The organism is Parabacteroides vesiculifaciens, from assembly GCF_049860805.1.
Classification (GTDB): Bacteria; Bacteroidota; Bacteroidia; order Bacteroidales; family Tannerellaceae; genus Parabacteroides.
Window position 1 is genome coordinate 1,604,477 of the sequence record NZ_CP187555.1, and the last position, 15,966, is coordinate 1,620,442.

Genomic DNA, 15,966 nt, shown 5'->3' on the forward strand with positions numbered 1-15,966 from the left:
TACAACGGGCCAGCTTCCCGCCGGATGCGAAAGAAATATCAGAACGGCACCTCATTATTCCCCGGAGTCAGGAAATCCACTCCCTTAGGCGGTATTGGCGGCATAGCCTCCATCGGATTCGCGGCATTCATGTTGGAAGCGAACTCGCGAACCGGAATATCTTCGTCTACATTCATGAACTTAGCAAATTCGCTCTTGAAACGAAGACGTACATCTCCGACCGCACCATTACGATGCTTGGCTATAATAATCTCAGCCAGACCGATCAGGGAATTACCGCGCTCATCTTCCGTTATCTTATAGTATTCGGGACGGTGAATGAAACAAACCATATCGGCATCCTGCTCGATAGCGCCGGATTCACGCAAGTCGGCCAACTGCGGACGTTTTCCTTCCGCCCCTTGGCGTGCCTCGACACCACGGTTCAACTGGGACAGGGCAATGATCGGAATGTTCAGCTCCTTCGCCAACCCCTTCAACGACCGTGAAATGGTACTTACTTCCTGCTCACGGCTACCGAAACTCATTCCACTTGCATTCATCAGCTGAAGGTAGTCGATTATGATGATCTTGACTCCATGTTCGCGAACCAGGCGACGGGCCTTCGTACGCAGCTCGAAAACCGAAAGGCTCGGCGTATCGTCGACATAGATCGGCGCGTCGTACAACTCTTTTATCTTGAAGTCCAACTGCTCCCATTCGTAGTTCTCCAGACGTCCGCTCTTGATCTTCTCGCCCGGGATCTCGCATACATTCACGATCAGACGGTTCACAAGCTGGACGTTGCTCATTTCAAGCGAGAACAGGGCTACCGGCGTATTATGGTTCACAGCCATATTCTTGGCCATTGAGAGGACAAACGCCGTCTTACCCATTGCAGGACGGGCGGCAATAATGATAAGGTCTGAATTCTGCCATCCTGAAGTCATCTTGTCCAGCCCTTCGAAACCGGTACGCAGACCGCTCAGACCTTCTTTCTGATTGGCTGCCTTCTCAAGCAATACCATCGCTTCCTTGATGACGGGATTGATCTGGGTGACATCCTTTTTCACATTACGCTGGGAAATTTCGAAAAGTTTTCCTTCGGCTTCCTGCATCAGGTCCTCCACATCGATCGTCTCGTCAAACGCCTTACCCTGTATCATGGCTGTAAAAGAGATCAACTCCCGTGCCAGGTATTTCTGGGCGATGATACGGGCATGATATTCGATATGGGCGCTACTGGCCACTTTACTGGTCAGTTGGGATATATAGAACGGTCCGCCGACCTCTTCCAGCTCGCCACGCTTTTTCAACTGCTCGGTGACAGTAAGCATATCCACCGGACGCTGGCTGATTGCCAAATCTACGATTGCGGCATAGATCTTCTCATGCGCCTTCTCATAGAAACATTCCGGTTTCAAAATTTCACTGACTATGGAATAAGCATCCTTTTCAAGCATCAGAGCGCCTAACACCGCCTCTTCCAACTCACGGGCTTGCGGTTGCAAACGCCCCATATCAGGCACTACAACCGGTTTCTGCTTTCCTTTGCCTCCTGTATTTTTTCCTCTTTCTGCCATCATTCTAATTATTATCGGGCATCAAAAGTAATACTTTTTATCCGGTTCTCCGAGCCTTGCAAAAGAGAATCCTACTAATACATCCTGAATTGTCTTTTATCAAAAAGACAGCACTATCCCATGAAAATCGAATTAGTACCCCATCTATTTGAAATTACCCGCAAGGGTAATATTTTTTAACATTCAGTTTGGTAGTAAAAACCCTCTTTTCCCTATCTTAATGTCAAACGAGCAGATCACATCGATTTGCCGAATCGGGAAGCATCCACTGCTTCATGCTGTTTCTTCTTGTAGCCGCCGAACTTCCAGACAAAAGAAACCGTTACACAACGTTGGTCGTCCAGTTTCCAGAGGCGGCTATATTGGCCGGACTGGTTGATTTCCATCGTATGAGGCATATTGCTGCGAAAAATGTTGTTACATTTCAGAATCAGAGTGGCACGATCGTCGGCAAACTGCCATTTCAATGCCGAAGACACATCATAGAGATAACCGAGATCATAGATTCCCTGCACAGCTCCGGTAACGAAATAGCCATTCAAATCCAGTTTCAAATTCGGCCGGGATTTGGAGAGGGTAAACGTATTATCCATCTTGAACTGCCCGGTGTATTTCTCATTATGGAAAGATACATCATGAAAATGATCCAACTTCTCCTGCATACGCAAGCCTAATAAAGTCACCTGACTGTTCCAGAACTCACCGACACGGAAAGGAACAATCACTCCCATCCCGAATTGTAATTGATAGTCCATGTTCTCATACCGGAATACATTTTTCAACTCCGACGTATTCTGATAAGGCAATTGGGCAAAATAATCAGGGACATAATCACAAAAGGCGAGGATCGTATATTTCTGCTTCAATATATAAAGCAACTGGCCGCTATAGGAACGGTAAGGCTTCAAGGAAGGGTTACCCAGGATTACGGAATAAGAATTGATCGGGCTTGCCTGTGGGGTTATATCCCAATAAGACGGATAGGTCTTATCACTACTTACATTCAACTGCAGGATATGCATCGGGGTGATCGTATAACTGAGCGTCGCATCCGGAAATAAAGTCCAGTCATTCCAAAGTGTGGACTTAAAGCCATTGGAGGTATAATCGGATTTAAAATATTCAGCTTTCAGAGAAGCGGTCACAGAAAAGCGGGAACCAAAATTCTTAGATACTTCCAAAAAGGCATTCCCACTATATTCTTTCTGACGGTTATTTTCAAGTTCATCAAGAGCCGATTCATAGCCGTTACCTTTATTATAAAGATAGTCGATATAGGTTTTCGAAGAGGTGAAACCGCCGTGGACACCGTAATTCAGCGCCCACCCGGTTTCAAAAGTGTGGCTATGGTTAATAAATAGTGCTCCTTGTGAAATATTTTGTTTGGAATTATTCTGCATATCCGTTACGGTCTCTTCATGGCTTTGATCGATAAAAGTCTGAAAACCGGGTGAACGGTAACGCGTAAAGTCTGCCCCCGCCATAAGCCCGGAATGCCCGTCATACTGGATACGTACATTATGCAGCGCACTGTTTCCTTCTATGTATGTACGGCTAAAGCGTTCTTCTGCCGGTTGTCCGGAACGTAATACCTGGAAGGTTGTTGCAGCCACCCGCTCAATATCTGATTTACCGGCTGTGAGATAATAAGCGGCGGACAGTTTGTCGTCATTCTTAAAAGTATAATCCACACCCAAGCGCATAGTACCATCCATGCCATGCCGGATGCCATGTCCCGACTGGTTGATTTCCGTTATCTGGTCTTTCAGGGTGTGACGTGCCAGAATCTCCTCTCCCATATAATTACGGCCTTTAGAACCGTTGACTAAAAAGTCCACATTAAGGCGGGATGTCGAATAAAGCAAATTACCATGTGCTTTCCCTTCTGCGTAATGGCGTTGCAAATAATCAGCTCCGACCTCTCCCTGCAGAGAATTATTTCCGGTTGTTTCCTTGTCCAATACGACATTGATCATGGCCCCTTTAATATTATATTTGGCAGGAGCATTATACATAATCTCTACATTGCTGACACGGGAAGCAGGAATGGTTTTCAACAAACCCACCAACTGGTCGACCGACATCGTCGTCAACTGCCCATTGATCACAATACTCGGGCTGCCTGCTCCCAACAATTGGACGGCATCGTCATTTCCGATCACGCCGGGTATCTGCTTCACCACTTCGAATGCATTACTGACCGCTTTGTCCTTCATCAATTGGGGCACATCGTATTTCAAAGCGCCGTTTTCCACTTTGACCTGCGGGCGTTCGGCTTTTACGACAACGCCTTCCAGTTCATAATCTTTTTCAGTCAGTCTTATCGTACCGGCATCAGCAGTCGAGATTTCTTTACAAACCGGCTCGTACAACAGATGCTGGAACAACAAACGATAGTTCCGGCCGGCATCCTTGTTCAGCATAAATGTCCCGAGACTATCCGTAACGACCGCATCTATATAAGTAGAATCCAATGTTTGCAACACGACAGCCACTCCGTCTACCGGTTGTTCTCCTTTATCAACCACTTTTCCATGAATCCAATTCTGCGCTTGTAACATCCCATTACCGGAAGCAAGTAAAACCAGAGAGTAATAAAGTATTCGTTTCATCTTTGTTCGTTTTTTTAATCAACACTGCAAAGGAAAAGACTTCAAAGGAGAAACTGTGTTATCACTCGCTTACGGAGTGTTATTTAGTATTATCGCCAACAATTGAACAAGGAATAATAAGACCGGTAACAATAACGTCTCCCGTGTATTTATTAAATTACCGGAAGCCGATTTAAAGAGAGTAAACATTAAAGGATTCCAAACTGTTGATATATAATCAAATGTATCAAGACAACTCATTAAAAGCTGGAAATTATGTGTACAAGAGTAGTATATTCAGGAACAAATGGAATGGTGGCAACCGGCCGCACAATGGACTGGAAGACCGAAATGCATAGCAACCTGTGGATATTCCCACGGGGAATGGAGCGTAACGGAGAAACCGGCGATAATTCATTACAATGGAAATCCAAATACGGCAGCGTGGTCACTTCCGCCTTTGAGATTGCCAGCACCGACGGCATGAACGAGAAAGGCCTGGTCGCCAATTTGCTTTGGCTGCCTGAAGCCCAATATCCGGCCAGGGACAAAAATAAACCGGGGCTTGCCATTACGATATGGGTACAATATATGCTGGACAATTTTGCCACGGTCCAAGAAGCAGTCTCCTTTATCGATGAAGATACATTCCAGGTGGTATCGGACAGGATGCCGGACGGTTCCCGTTTGGCGACATTACATTTATCCATTTCGGATGCAACAGGCGACTGTGCCGTATTCGAATATATAGGTGGCAAACTGACCGTTTACCATAGCAAGGAATATAATGTGATGACAAACTCCCCTACATATAATAAACAGTTGGCTCTTTGTGAATATTGGAAATCGATTGGCGGATTGGTATTCCTTCCGGGAACGAACCGTGCAGCCGACCGTTTTGCCAGAGCGAGCTTTTATATTAACGCAATACCTAAAACAGATGACGAAAGGATAGCAATCGCCAGTGTATTCAGCGTGATCCGTAACGCGTCTGTCCCCTACGGTATATCGACACCCGAAAGCCCCGAAATCTCCACTACGCAATGGAGGACGGTATCTGAAAGCAAGAACCTGATTTATTTTTTCGAATCGAGCCTGACTCCGAATACATTTTGGGTGAGGTTATGCGATATGGATTTGTCAGAAGGTGCACCCGTCCTTAAACTATCCATAGCCAACGGTGAAACCTATCATGGGAATGCTTCCAAAGACTTTAAACCGTCACAACCTTTCAGGTTTATGGGAGTAAAGGATTAGTTTGTGTTATTTAGTCTTACCGGATTCGCAATAAATGAATCGGAACATATACTTTTGTCGCAAATATAAAAGGATATGAAAACGCGCCTCCGATTTAAGATAATAGCTGCGCTTATTTGCCTTTCGCTTGCCGGGCTCTCGATTTCACAAGGGTACTGGCTGAAAGGCTTATATGTGTCCAGTAAGAAAAGCACATGGGACAATATAGAGGAAGCCATGTGGATGGCCGACTATATGGAACTGTTCCTGCGTCTGGACTCCCTGAGCAAAAACAATTTTCACGGCCAGATAAATCCCCAATTCAACTTTAGCCAGGACACGGAAAAGAGAAAGGATTCCCTTTCCCCGGATAGCATGACGATATCATCGTCAAGTTCGACAATTCAATATATGGAGGCAGCCCAAACGCTGAATGAGTACTTGCAAATGATCGGGACGCTGGAAAGGGACGTGCAGATTCTCATGCATCAAAAGATAGACACGTTACTTCCAGCCAATTACGCACAATTCAATACTTTATTAAAGAACGGGCTACAGGAACGGGGCATTACGGTCCCATACCGTTTGCAGGTAATCCGGCAAGGAGTGAAAGACTCCGTACTATATACCTATACGGATGCTTCCGGAAAAGGAGAATCATGGAAAAGCGCCGTCCGTTTCACTCATGTGATCGAGCCGGAACAATATTACTACGATCTGGAACTCCAATCCCCCGACCGGGTTGTATTCCGGCAGATGGCAGGCATATTGATTTCATCTCTCCTGCTTTTTATGATTATCCTGGTCGCTTTCGTTTATTTGCTCTACACGATCCTGCGGCAAAAAACAGTAGAGGAACTTAAAACGGATTTCACCAACAATATGACGCATGAGCTGAAAACCCCGATCTCCGTTGCCTATGCCGCCAACGATGTATTGCTGAACTACAGCAATACGACAAACGAGAAGCAAAAGAAATATCTGAATATCGTGCGGGAGCAACTGAACCATTTATCCGGCCTGGTCGAACAAATCCTGACTCTGTCCGTCGAGAACAGAAGCACTTTCCGCCTTCGTCCCGAAACAATACAGGTAGCAGAGCTGCTGACTCCGCTTATCGAACAATTCAAGCTGAAAACAGATAAACCCATCGACATCACGACAGAGATACCGGAGGATATGACCGTAACAGCCGATCGTACCCATCTGTATAATATGCTCAGCAACCTGATCGGGAATGCCGTCAAATATTCCGGTGAGAAGGCCTGCCGCATCACCCTCAAAGGGACGGTGTCACCCAAAGAGACGACTCTATCGGTCACAGACGAAGGGATCGGCATCAGTGAAGCCAACCAAAAGAGGGTGTTCGATAAGTTCTACCGCGTACCCAGCGGCAACCTGCATGACGTGAAAGGTTTCGGCCTTGGCCTGTATTATGTCAGCGATATGATGTCCAAACATAACGGAACCGTGACGGTCAAAAGCCAGCCGGGGAAAGGTTCCACTTTCACCCTTCATTTCAAAAACTAACGACAATGGATAAGATCAGAGTATTATTAGTAGAAGACGAGCCGACCCTCGCCATGATTATAAAAGACACCCTGGATGGTGAAGAATTCGAAGTGCTCCTCGCAGCTAACGGCGAAGAAGGATTATCGCGCTATAAAGAGATAAAACCGGACATCATCGTCACAGACATCATGATGCCGAAAATCGACGGTTTCACAATGGTACGCCATATTCGGAAGACGGATCAGCAGATACCGGTCCTTTTCCTTTCCGCCCGCTCCGCTGCCAACGATGTGGTGGAAGGTTTCGAACTGGGCGGCAACGACTACCTGAAAAAACCGTTCGGCATGGCGGAGCTTATCGTCCGCATCAAAGCGTTATTAAACAAAATAACCGTCCGCAAGGAAGAGAGCAACAATTTCACACTCGGACAATATACATTCGATTTCATCACCCAAACGCTTCAGCATTGCGGAGAAAAACAATTGCTAAGCAACCGGGAATCCGAGATACTGAAACGCCTCTGTGAAAACAAAGACCATGTACTGCCCATGAAAGACGTTCTCATGGAACTTTGGGGAGACGATTCGTTCTTCAACGCCCGCAGCCTGCATGTATTCATCACCAAATTAAGGCATAAGCTGTCGAAAGACGAATCGATCAAGATACTGAATGTCCGCGGGATCGGCTATAAACTGATCATCGACTGATCTGCTTCAATGCCTGTGCCAGTTGGTCCGGGCATGAAGTTCCGCGTTCGCGACAATCGATACCTTCCAGGCGTCGGATCGCATCGCCGACTTCCATACCTTCCAGCAGCCTGGACAAACCTTGTGTATTTCCCTGGCAACCGCCAATGATCTGTACATTTGTAATTACGTTGTCTTCCGAGTCGATAATCATCATTTTAGAACATACTCCGCCGGTCGGAGTATAGGCTACACGTTGTTTATTCATTTCAATCCCTTCTATTCTATTTTTATTAACGAGGCGCAAAGGTATAAATAAATTTGACTACTTTTGCGAAATATAAATAACAACAGCATGACATACGAAGAGACGCTACACTATCTATATACCAGTATTCCAGTTTTTCAGAATGCCGGACCTTCAGCTTACAAACCCGGATTGGGGACCAGCATCGCGCTGGACGACCATTTAGGCAATCCGCATAAAGCATACAAGACCATACACGTAGCAGGCACAAACGGCAAAGGCTCCGTCAGCCACCTGTTAGCCGCCATCCTGCGCCGGTCGGGATACAAAGTCGGGCTTTACACCTCCCCGCACCTGATCGACTTCCGCGAACGCATCCGGGTAAACGGCCAAAAGATACCACGCGAATACGTGATCGATTTTGTGGAACGCAACCGCTCCTTCTTCGAGCCTCTCCAACCTTCTTTCTTCGAACTGACTTCCAGCATGGCATTCGACTATTTCCGTGCCGAGAAGGTGGACTATGCCGTTATCGAAGTAGGCATGGGTGGCCGTCTGGACAGTACCAACATCATCACTCCTATCCTGAGCATCATTACGAATATCAGCTTAGACCATACGCAGTTCTTAGGAGATACGGTCGAAAAGATCGCTTTCGAGAAAGCCGGAATCATTAAAAAGGACGTTCCGGCATTAGTCGGCGAGGTAGACCGCAACAGTGTGGCACGCGTCTTTACAGACGCCGCTGTCAAAGCCGGCACACAGGTTTATTTCGCGCAGGATGAAGGATTGCTGAAAGAGTCCTATCTGATGGATACGGGCAAATGGTATCTGGACTCTGCGGAATATGGACAGCTATTTGGAGAACTGGGTGGCGTCGTACAGTTCAGGAATGCAATTACCGTATTGGGGGCGATCAACTTATTGAAGGCTGCCGGTGTGGATATTCCGGCCGAAGCGATACGGGAAGGCTTCGAACATGTGGTCGAACTGACCGGACTGATGGGACGCTGGCAGGTTTTGCAGCAAAACCCGAAAGTCGTATGCGATACCGGACACAACGCCGGGGGATGGCAATATCTGCAAATCCAGCTGGATGATGAATTGAAACGCCATAAGCATCTCTATATGATCGTCGGCATGGTAAACGACAAGGACATCAACAGCGTATTGGAGCTGATGCCGAAAGAGGCATTCTATTTCTTCACACAAGCATCCGTACAGCGGGCAATGCCGGCCGAAGGATTTGCCGCGCTGGCCGTAAGCCACGGATTGTCGGGCGTAGTCTGCGATTCCGTACCTTCGGCAATCGAAAAGGCACTGGCACGTGCCGGACAGGACGATATGATCTTTATCGGCGGCAGCACCTTCATCGTTGCAGACGCCCTGCCCCTGTTCCTCAAAGAAAACGAATAACATAATTCAAAAACAAATATCATGACAAAACAAATTCAGAGAAAACTGAGCGAATCGAAGACGGCGCGATGGTCCGTTCTGGCGCTCGTCGCATTCACTATGCTCTGCGGTTACTTCATCACGGACATGATGGCTCCGCTACAAGACTTATTACAAACTCCTGTCGAAGGCGGCGGACTGGGATGGTCTGCCAATGAATACGGCAAATTTACCAGTGCCTACGGCTGGTTCAACGTATTCTTCCTGATGCTGATCTTCGGAGGTATGATCCTTGACAAGATGGGCGTACGCTTCACCGGTCTGATGGCAACCAGCATCATGCTTGTCGGCGTGTTTATTAAATGGCTCGGTATATCGCACAACTTCGACGGTGCAACCGTTACTATTTTCGGTTCGGAATACGGATATCCGCTGGTGATCGCTTCGCTGGGTTACGCCTTGTTCGGCGTCGGTGTCGAGATTGCCGGTATCACCGTTTCGAAGATCATCGTAAAGTGGTTCAAAGGCAAAGAGATGGCATTGGCAATGGGGCTGGAAATGGCTTGTGCCCGTATCGGTACTGGTTTGGCAATCGGTGTTACGCCTTTGTTGAGCCGTGCGTTCGGCAACTCCATCAGCATGCCGATCTTCATCGGTTTGATTCTGCTTTGCATCGGGCTGCTGTCATTCATCGTATTCGTTGTCATGGACAAGAAACGCGATGCGGAAGATGCCGCCGACGCCACCGGAGAGGAAGAAGCAGAAGAACCGTTTCGTTTCGGCGATATCGTGGATATTATCACGTTGAAGGGCTTTTGGTACATGGCGCTCCTTTGCGTTTTATTTTATTCGGCCGTTTTCCCCTTCCTGAAATATGCACCGAACCTGATGATCAATAAATTCGGAATCGATCCCGAATGGTCGGGCGTAATCCCGGCATTGTTGCCGTTCGGCAATATCCTGCTGACGCCGTTCTTCGGCAACCTTTACGACCGCAAGGGGAAAGGGGCTACCATCATGATTATCGGTTCCGTAATGCTTATATTCATCCATAGTATGTTCTCCATCCCGATGCTGGACAACTGGTTGATCGCCCTCGGACTGATTCTTTTGCTGGGTATCGCTTTCTCGCTGGTTCCTTCGGCCATGTGGCCTTCCGTTCCGAAGATCATCCCGGAAAACAAGTTGGGAACAGCCTATGCGCTGATCTTCTGGGTTCAGAACTGGGGATTGATGGGTGTTCCGTATATGATCGGTATCGTATTGGATAAATATTGCATTACCGGAGAGATCAACGGCAAGCCGACGTACGACTATACGATCCCGATGCTGATCTTCACCTGCTTCGGCGTTCTGGCACTTGTGATCTCCCTGTTGCTGAAACGCGAAGACCGCATCAAAGGTTATGGCCTCGAACTGCCTAACATCCAGAAGGATGCGGATCTGGTCATTGCAGAAGAGATGATTGGCGAAGGACAAAGATAAAAAAGAAGTATATGATCTGTTTTCCTAATGCCAAAATAAATCTGGGGCTGAATGTAGTAAGCAAACGTCCCGATGGCTACCATAATATCGAAACGATTTTCTATCCGATCCCGGTAAAAGATGCATTGGAAATAGTCAGAGCCGGGACTTTCTCTTTCACGCAAACAGGGATTCCGGTAGATGCTCCGGAGGAAAAGAACCTGGTTGTCAAAGCGCTGAATCTGTTGAAGTCCCGGTATGAAATCCCGGGACTGGAAGTCCACCTGTTGAAAGCCATTCCCTTCGGGGCCGGGCTTGGCGGAGGGTCGGCCGATGCCGCCTTTATGCTGAAACTGCTGAATGATTACTGCGTGCTTCATATCCCGGAGGATGAATTGGAGCAACTGGCCTCCTCGATCGGGGCGGATTGTCCGTTTTTCATCCGCAACACGCCTGTGTTCGCATCCGGCACAGGCAATATATTCGAGCCTGTGGAGCTGTCACTGGCAGGCTACCACCTCTGTCTCGTCAAGCCGGACGTGGCCGTCTCGACTCCCGAAGCCTATTCGATGGTGACGCCCGAGGCCCCGGAAACTTCCCTAAAAGAAATTATCCGGAGACCGATCGACGAATGGCGACAACTGATGATAAACGATTTTGAGAAGAGCGTCTTCCCGAAACATCCGGCCATTGCCGAGATCAAAGACAAGCTGTATGAAAAGGGAGCCGTATATGCCGCCATGTCCGGCTCCGGTTCTTCCGTGTTCGGCTTGTTCAGAGAGGCGACCGACCTCAAAGGCCTGTTCGCAGGGTGTTTTGTCTGGGAGGGACAATTGCCATGAACCGGGTGGCGGACTTCTTCGACACCCTTGCCGACAGATGGGACGAACTTTGCTACCATGATCCCGAAAAGCTGAACGATATCCTGAAAAAGACCGGGCTTAGGAAAGGATTACGCATACTGGATATCGGGTGCGGAACCGGTGTGTTGGAGAGCTACCTCCTGCCCCATTCGCCTCGGCAGATTGTCGGTGTCGACCTGTCGCCGGCGATGATCGAAAGGGCACGGAGCAAATATGCGACGCCGGTCGTCGACTTCCGTTGCCAGGACGTATGGGACATACAGGGAGAGACGTTCGACTATATCATTGCCTACAGTGTTTTCCCCCATTTCCGGGAACCGGAGAAACTGATCTCACACCTCGCCGGCCTGTTGCCAACGGGTGGCGAACTGGTGGTCTGCCACAGCGAAAGCCGCGACAAGATCAACGGGCATCATGACAAGCACGCCGGAAAGCTCTCGGAAGGATTGCCTCCCGTGGAAGAGCTGGCCCGTATGCTGTCACCCTTCTTCACCGTCGGCGCGATGGAAGACAGTGACCGGCTCTATATGATCAGCGCCACCCGCAAACAGACATTCTAAATATACACAATATATGAATCAGAAAATTAAACTTATCCCGTTACTCCTCTTTTCAGCCTTCGCCACACAAGCGGCGGAAGACGTAAAAGTGATGCAGTATCTTTATGCCGGGCCGATAGCGGTCAACAAGCCCATCCTGGCAGACAGCCTGAACGTCAATGGCAAGCCTTTCGAGGCAAAGAACCTGGTCAAATCGACTATTCCTTTCGACCGCGCCTTCAGCAATGCTGCCGTCGTCGATGCGGACACCGCCGGACTGGTCACCGTCCCGGCTTCCGGCAAGGGATATGCTTTGCACCTCTATTCGTTCTACCTCAATAGCGACCGCTATACAAAAGGGTCGCTGGAAGTTTCCGGGCCAGGTACGTTCGACGTGTTTGTCAACAATAAACCGGTCGGTGCCACTTCCGAGCTGACCCTCGAACCGCACCGCTATGAAGTGGTGGTCAAATACCTGACTGCGGAAACCGATACTTGCCCGTCCACGCTGACAGCCCAGTTCAAGAGCGAGGAGGAGGCGCAGGTCGTTGCTTCCCTCAATCCCGAAAAACGGTACACGTCGCGCGATATCCTGGAAGGGACGCAATTCAGGGGAACGAGCATTTCGCCTAACGGGAAATATGTATTGGTGAAATATTATACCCGGCTGGAAGGCGGGAAAAGCGAACAATACGCCCAACTACGGGATGCGGCGACCGGACGGGTTTTATTGCAGGACAAAGGCTTTATCCTGACTGCCGACTGGATGCCCACAAGCAACAAGATGTATTTCACCCGTACAGGGATGAACGGCAAGGAGCTGGTGGCAGTCGATCCGGCAACCATGCTGGAAGAAGTCTTGGCGGAGAACCTGCCGGAAGGTAGTTTCAGCTTTACGCCGGATGAAAAGACATTGCTCTACACCATCCAGGAGGAAGGGCCTAAAGACGGGCCGGATATGCTTCGTATACTGGAACCGAACGACCGCCTGCCGGGTTTCCGTGACCGTTATTTCATCTGGCGCTACGACATTCAGTCCGGTTTATACGAGCAGCTGACGTACGGACACAACAATACCTTTATCCATGATGTCAGTGCCGACAGCCGTTACCTGCTGTTCAGTACCAGCGAACAGGATTATACTTCATTGCCCCACTCCGCCAATTCCATGTATAAGCTGGATTTGCAGACGATGGCGATCGACACGTTATGGGAAAAAGCCAAATACATCAACGGGGCGAACTTCTCGCCGGACGGCAAGCAGTTGATGGTGTTCGGTTCCGGCAATGCTTTCGACAATATCGGGCTGAACATCAAAGAGGGGCAGATATCCAACACCTACGACGGACAGCTTTTCCTGTACGATCCGGCAACGCGTAAGGCAAAAGCGCTTACCAAAGACTTCAATCCGAACGTCACGAATGCAGAATGGAGCAAATTCGACGGACAGATCTATATGCTGACGGAAGACCAGGATTACCAACGTGTCTATACCTGCAACCCGGCCAACGGGAAGATCCGCCGCCTCGACCTGCCGGAAGACGTCATCTACAACTATTCGCTGGCCGAAGCCGCTCCGGTCATGTATTACTACGGGCAAAGCGTCTCCAACGCCAACCGCCTGTACAGCTACAACACCAAGAGCAACAAGACGCAACTGATTTACGATTTGTCGGCCGACAAGTTGAAAGACATCAAGTTCGGGGAAGTCCGCGACTGGAACTTCACCTCTGCCGACGGGACTGTCATCCAGGGCCGCTATTATCTTCCGCCCAACTTCGACGCATCCCAGAAATACCCGATGATCGTCTATTACTACGGCGGGACTTCTCCTACTAACCGCGCTTTGGAATTCAGCTACTCCATGCATATGTATGCCGCCCTCGGCTATGTGGTCTATACCCTGAACCCAAGCGGTACGACCGGCTTCGGACAAGAGTTCGCCGCCCGCCACGTTAACGCCTGGGGAGATAAGACCGCCGATGAAATCATCCAGGGGACAGAACAGTTCTGCAAAGAACATTCGTTTGTCAACCCGAAGAAGATCGGTTGTGCCGGCGCCAGCTACGGAGGCTTTATGACGCAGTATCTGCAAACAAAAACCGACCTGTTTGCGGCAGCTGTCAGCCATGCGGGCATCAGTGCCCTGAGCAGTTATTGGGGTGAAGGTTATTGGGGATATGGATATTGCTCGGTTGCCAATACGGGCACTTACCCATGGAATAACCCGGAGTTCTATACCAAGCACAGTCCGCTGTTCAATGCCGACAAGATCAAAACGCCTCTCCTCTTGCTTCACGGGAATGCCGACACGAACGTGCCCATCGGAGAAAGTATCCAGATGTTCCTGGCGTTGAAACTACTTGGAAAAACAGTCGAGTTCGTACAAGTAGACGGTGAAAACCACGGAGTAGCGGATTACAAGAAACGTCTCGAATGGCAAAACACCATCTTTGCCTGGTTTGCCAAATACCTGAAGGACGAACCGCAGTGGTGGGATGCGCTTTATCCGGAAAGACATTTATAACGGCGTTATAAATGTAAAAAAGGAGTATGTCAGGGAAGGGACGAAAAGCCCTTTTGACATACTCCTTAAAATAAATATCTAAAACCTACTATCTGATAACCTAAATCTTTCTACCTGTCTTTTTGACTTTTCATTTAATATTCGGATTCAATGCATGCCATTCGGAGATCGGAGGCAAAACACCCATTGCGATCACTTCGTCGCGCAGCGCGCAAAGATGCTTGTAGCTCTTTTCCAAAGCGGCTTCTTCTTCCGGAGTGCCTTTTACCTCTTTCAGTGCCACACCGTCTTTTGTAATGGAAGTTTCCCAAGCCATCATAATATGGTCGAACTTGCCGTTGGAGACATAAGCGCCTGCCGGCCAGCGGAACGGTTTACCACCCATAGCGGCAGCAATCATTTCGATAGAGACATAAGACGGGCTTTGGAAAGAAGAACGGCCACGCAAAGCAATGATATTGGCGCCACCTTTCGTTACCTTCGTCTGGATTTCAGCCCACTGGTCTTTTGTCAAGGCATCCGTGCCGATTATATCTGCCAACGGTTTGCCATCCACTTTCGCTGTAGAAGCATAAACAGCCATTTGCTCGCCGTGGCCGCCGTATGTACGGCAGTTCTCTACAACATCCATAGATACACCGAAGTGTTTAGCCAGTTCGCTACGCAGACGGGTAGAATCCAATGCTGCCAAAGTCGTCACCTGCGAAGGTTTCAAACCTGAATACAACAATGTGATCAAGCCAGTGATGTCAGCCGGATTGAAAATAACTACGATATGCTTGACATCCGGACAATAAGCCTTCACATTCTTACCGAATTCTTCGGCGATGGCGGCATTTCCTTTCAGCAAGTCTTCACGAGTCATACCGGCCTTACGGGCGGCACCACCGGAGTTTACAATATACTTGGCCCCTGTCAGCGCTTCTTTGATATCGGAAGTAAAAGTGATATTAACGCCTTCGAAACCGCAATGGAATAATTCTTCTGCTACTCCTTCCAAACCCGGAGCGTACGGATCATACAAGCAAATGTTAGAAGTAAGTCCCATCATGATGGCTGTCTGAGCCATGTTTGAACCAATCATACCTGCTGCCCCTACGATCGTGAGCTTTTCGTCTGTCAATGTTTTCATATTGTATTGTTTTTTAATGTATGTCTTTTTATAAAACACTCCCGGCAACTATAAAGTTCGCTTGCAAACCTTATTTTTCCTTTCGTCTGCAAAGATAAAAGATTTCCATACCTCTTGTACATCATTAATACCTATCACCCATAAGCAAAAGTTATAATTTTAGGGCAACCGTACCAAATTCATTTTTAAGCAATACGATCTTATGGACTACA

The 15,966-nt window shown here is 48.5% G+C and carries 12 protein-coding genes; 8 read left to right on the forward strand and 4 right to left on the reverse strand.

All coding sequences use genetic code 11. The annotated features are described in order from the left end of the window. Positions 1–38: 38 nt before the first annotated feature. Positions 39–1,562: a replicative DNA helicase gene (gene dnaB / locus ACPYIV_RS06510; protein ID WP_293734070.1), complete on the reverse strand. Its 1,524-nt coding sequence runs from the start codon at positions 1,560–1,562 to the stop codon at positions 39–41. A gap of 236 nt (positions 1,563–1,798) precedes the next feature. Continuing rightward, complete coding sequence (locus ACPYIV_RS06515; RefSeq protein ID WP_425886177.1) at positions 1,799–4,174, reverse strand: TonB-dependent receptor domain-containing protein; 2,376 nt, start codon at positions 4,172–4,174, stop codon at positions 1,799–1,801. 255 nt (positions 4,175–4,429) lie between these two features. On the opposite strand from ACPYIV_RS06515, the gene ACPYIV_RS06520 reads away from it, so the two are divergent. The 3 genes from ACPYIV_RS06520 (at position 4,430) to ACPYIV_RS06530 (ending at position 7,608) form a co-directional block, all read left to right on the forward strand. Then, positions 4,430–5,410, forward strand: coding sequence for a linear amide C-N hydrolase (locus ACPYIV_RS06520; RefSeq protein ID WP_293740318.1), 981 nt, complete (start codon positions 4,430–4,432; stop codon positions 5,408–5,410). Between the two features lie 75 nt (positions 5,411–5,485). Beyond that, on the forward strand, positions 5,486–6,919 hold the full coding sequence (locus ACPYIV_RS06525) for a sensor histidine kinase (protein WP_425886178.1): 1,434 nt from the start codon (positions 5,486–5,488) through the stop codon (positions 6,917–6,919). Positions 6,920–6,924: 5 nt separating this feature from the next. Further along, entirely contained in the window at positions 6,925–7,608 is a 684-nt protein-coding gene (locus ACPYIV_RS06530; RefSeq protein WP_425886179.1) for a response regulator transcription factor, read from the forward strand. On the opposite strand, the gene ACPYIV_RS06535 is transcribed toward ACPYIV_RS06530, so the two are convergent. Beyond that, on the reverse strand, positions 7,598–7,855 hold the full coding sequence (locus tag ACPYIV_RS06535) for a TIGR03905 family TSCPD domain-containing protein (RefSeq protein ID WP_293734065.1): 258 nt from the start codon (positions 7,853–7,855) through the stop codon (positions 7,598–7,600). The genes ACPYIV_RS06530 and ACPYIV_RS06535 overlap by 11 nt on opposite strands. An 87-nt stretch (positions 7,856–7,942) precedes the next feature. Here ACPYIV_RS06535 and ACPYIV_RS06540 point away from each other — a divergent pair, with 87 nt between their 5' ends. The 5 genes from ACPYIV_RS06540 to ACPYIV_RS06560 are packed head-to-tail and all read left to right on the forward strand — an operon-like array spanning position 7,943 to position 14,622. Next, positions 7,943–9,250, forward strand: coding sequence for a bifunctional folylpolyglutamate synthase/dihydrofolate synthase (locus tag ACPYIV_RS06540; RefSeq protein ID WP_300761969.1), 1,308 nt, complete (start codon positions 7,943–7,945; stop codon positions 9,248–9,250). Positions 9,251–9,271: 21 nt separating this feature from the next. Then, the gene (locus ACPYIV_RS06545; protein ID WP_425886180.1) at positions 9,272–10,714 is read left to right on the forward strand and encodes an MFS transporter; all 1,443 of its coding nucleotides are present in this window, start codon (positions 9,272–9,274) and stop codon (positions 10,712–10,714) included. 11 nt (positions 10,715–10,725) lie between these two features. Further along, positions 10,726–11,535, forward strand: coding sequence for a 4-(cytidine 5'-diphospho)-2-C-methyl-D-erythritol kinase (gene ispE, locus ACPYIV_RS06550; protein ID WP_299362785.1), 810 nt, complete (start codon positions 10,726–10,728; stop codon positions 11,533–11,535). Continuing rightward, entirely contained in the window at positions 11,532–12,116 is a 585-nt protein-coding gene (locus ACPYIV_RS06555; protein WP_321781255.1) for a class I SAM-dependent methyltransferase, read from the forward strand. The genes ispE and ACPYIV_RS06555 overlap by 4 nt, the downstream gene beginning before the upstream one ends. 13 nt (positions 12,117–12,129) lie before the next feature. Then, a complete protein-coding gene (locus ACPYIV_RS06560; RefSeq protein WP_425886181.1) occupies positions 12,130–14,622 on the forward strand; it encodes a prolyl oligopeptidase family serine peptidase in 2,493 nt (830 codons plus the stop codon). 130 nt (positions 14,623–14,752) lie between these two features. On the opposite strand, the gene ACPYIV_RS06565 is transcribed toward ACPYIV_RS06560, so the two are convergent. Further along, on the reverse strand, positions 14,753–15,754 hold the full coding sequence (locus ACPYIV_RS06565; protein WP_293734059.1) for a malate dehydrogenase: 1,002 nt from the start codon (positions 15,752–15,754) through the stop codon (positions 14,753–14,755). Positions 15,755–15,966 lie beyond the last annotated feature (212 nt).

Bases quoted from the DNA above. Each gene is read 5' to 3' on its own strand.
- dnaB (WP_293734070.1), bottom strand. From the start codon at position 1,562: ATGGCAGAAAGAGGAAAAAATACAGGAGGCAAAGGAAAGCAGAAACCG.
- ACPYIV_RS06515 (WP_425886177.1), bottom strand. From the start codon at position 4,174: ATGAAACGAATACTTTATTACTCTCTGGTTTTACTTGCTTCCGGTAAT.
- ACPYIV_RS06520 (WP_293740318.1), top strand. From the start codon at position 4,430: ATGTGTACAAGAGTAGTATATTCAGGAACAAATGGAATGGTGGCAACC.
- ACPYIV_RS06525 (WP_425886178.1), top strand. From the start codon at position 5,486: ATGAAAACGCGCCTCCGATTTAAGATAATAGCTGCGCTTATTTGCCTT.
- ACPYIV_RS06530 (WP_425886179.1), top strand. From the start codon at position 6,925: ATGGATAAGATCAGAGTATTATTAGTAGAAGACGAGCCGACCCTCGCC.
- ACPYIV_RS06535 (WP_293734065.1), bottom strand. From the start codon at position 7,855: ATGAATAAACAACGTGTAGCCTATACTCCGACCGGCGGAGTATGTTCT.
- ACPYIV_RS06540 (WP_300761969.1), top strand. From the start codon at position 7,943: ATGACATACGAAGAGACGCTACACTATCTATATACCAGTATTCCAGTT.
- ACPYIV_RS06545 (WP_425886180.1), top strand. From the start codon at position 9,272: ATGACAAAACAAATTCAGAGAAAACTGAGCGAATCGAAGACGGCGCGA.
- ispE (WP_299362785.1), top strand. From the start codon at position 10,726: ATGATCTGTTTTCCTAATGCCAAAATAAATCTGGGGCTGAATGTAGTA.
- ACPYIV_RS06555 (WP_321781255.1), top strand. From the start codon at position 11,532: ATGAACCGGGTGGCGGACTTCTTCGACACCCTTGCCGACAGATGGGAC.
- ACPYIV_RS06560 (WP_425886181.1), top strand. From the start codon at position 12,130: ATGAATCAGAAAATTAAACTTATCCCGTTACTCCTCTTTTCAGCCTTC.
- ACPYIV_RS06565 (WP_293734059.1), bottom strand. From the start codon at position 15,754: ATGAAAACATTGACAGACGAAAAGCTCACGATCGTAGGGGCAGCAGGT.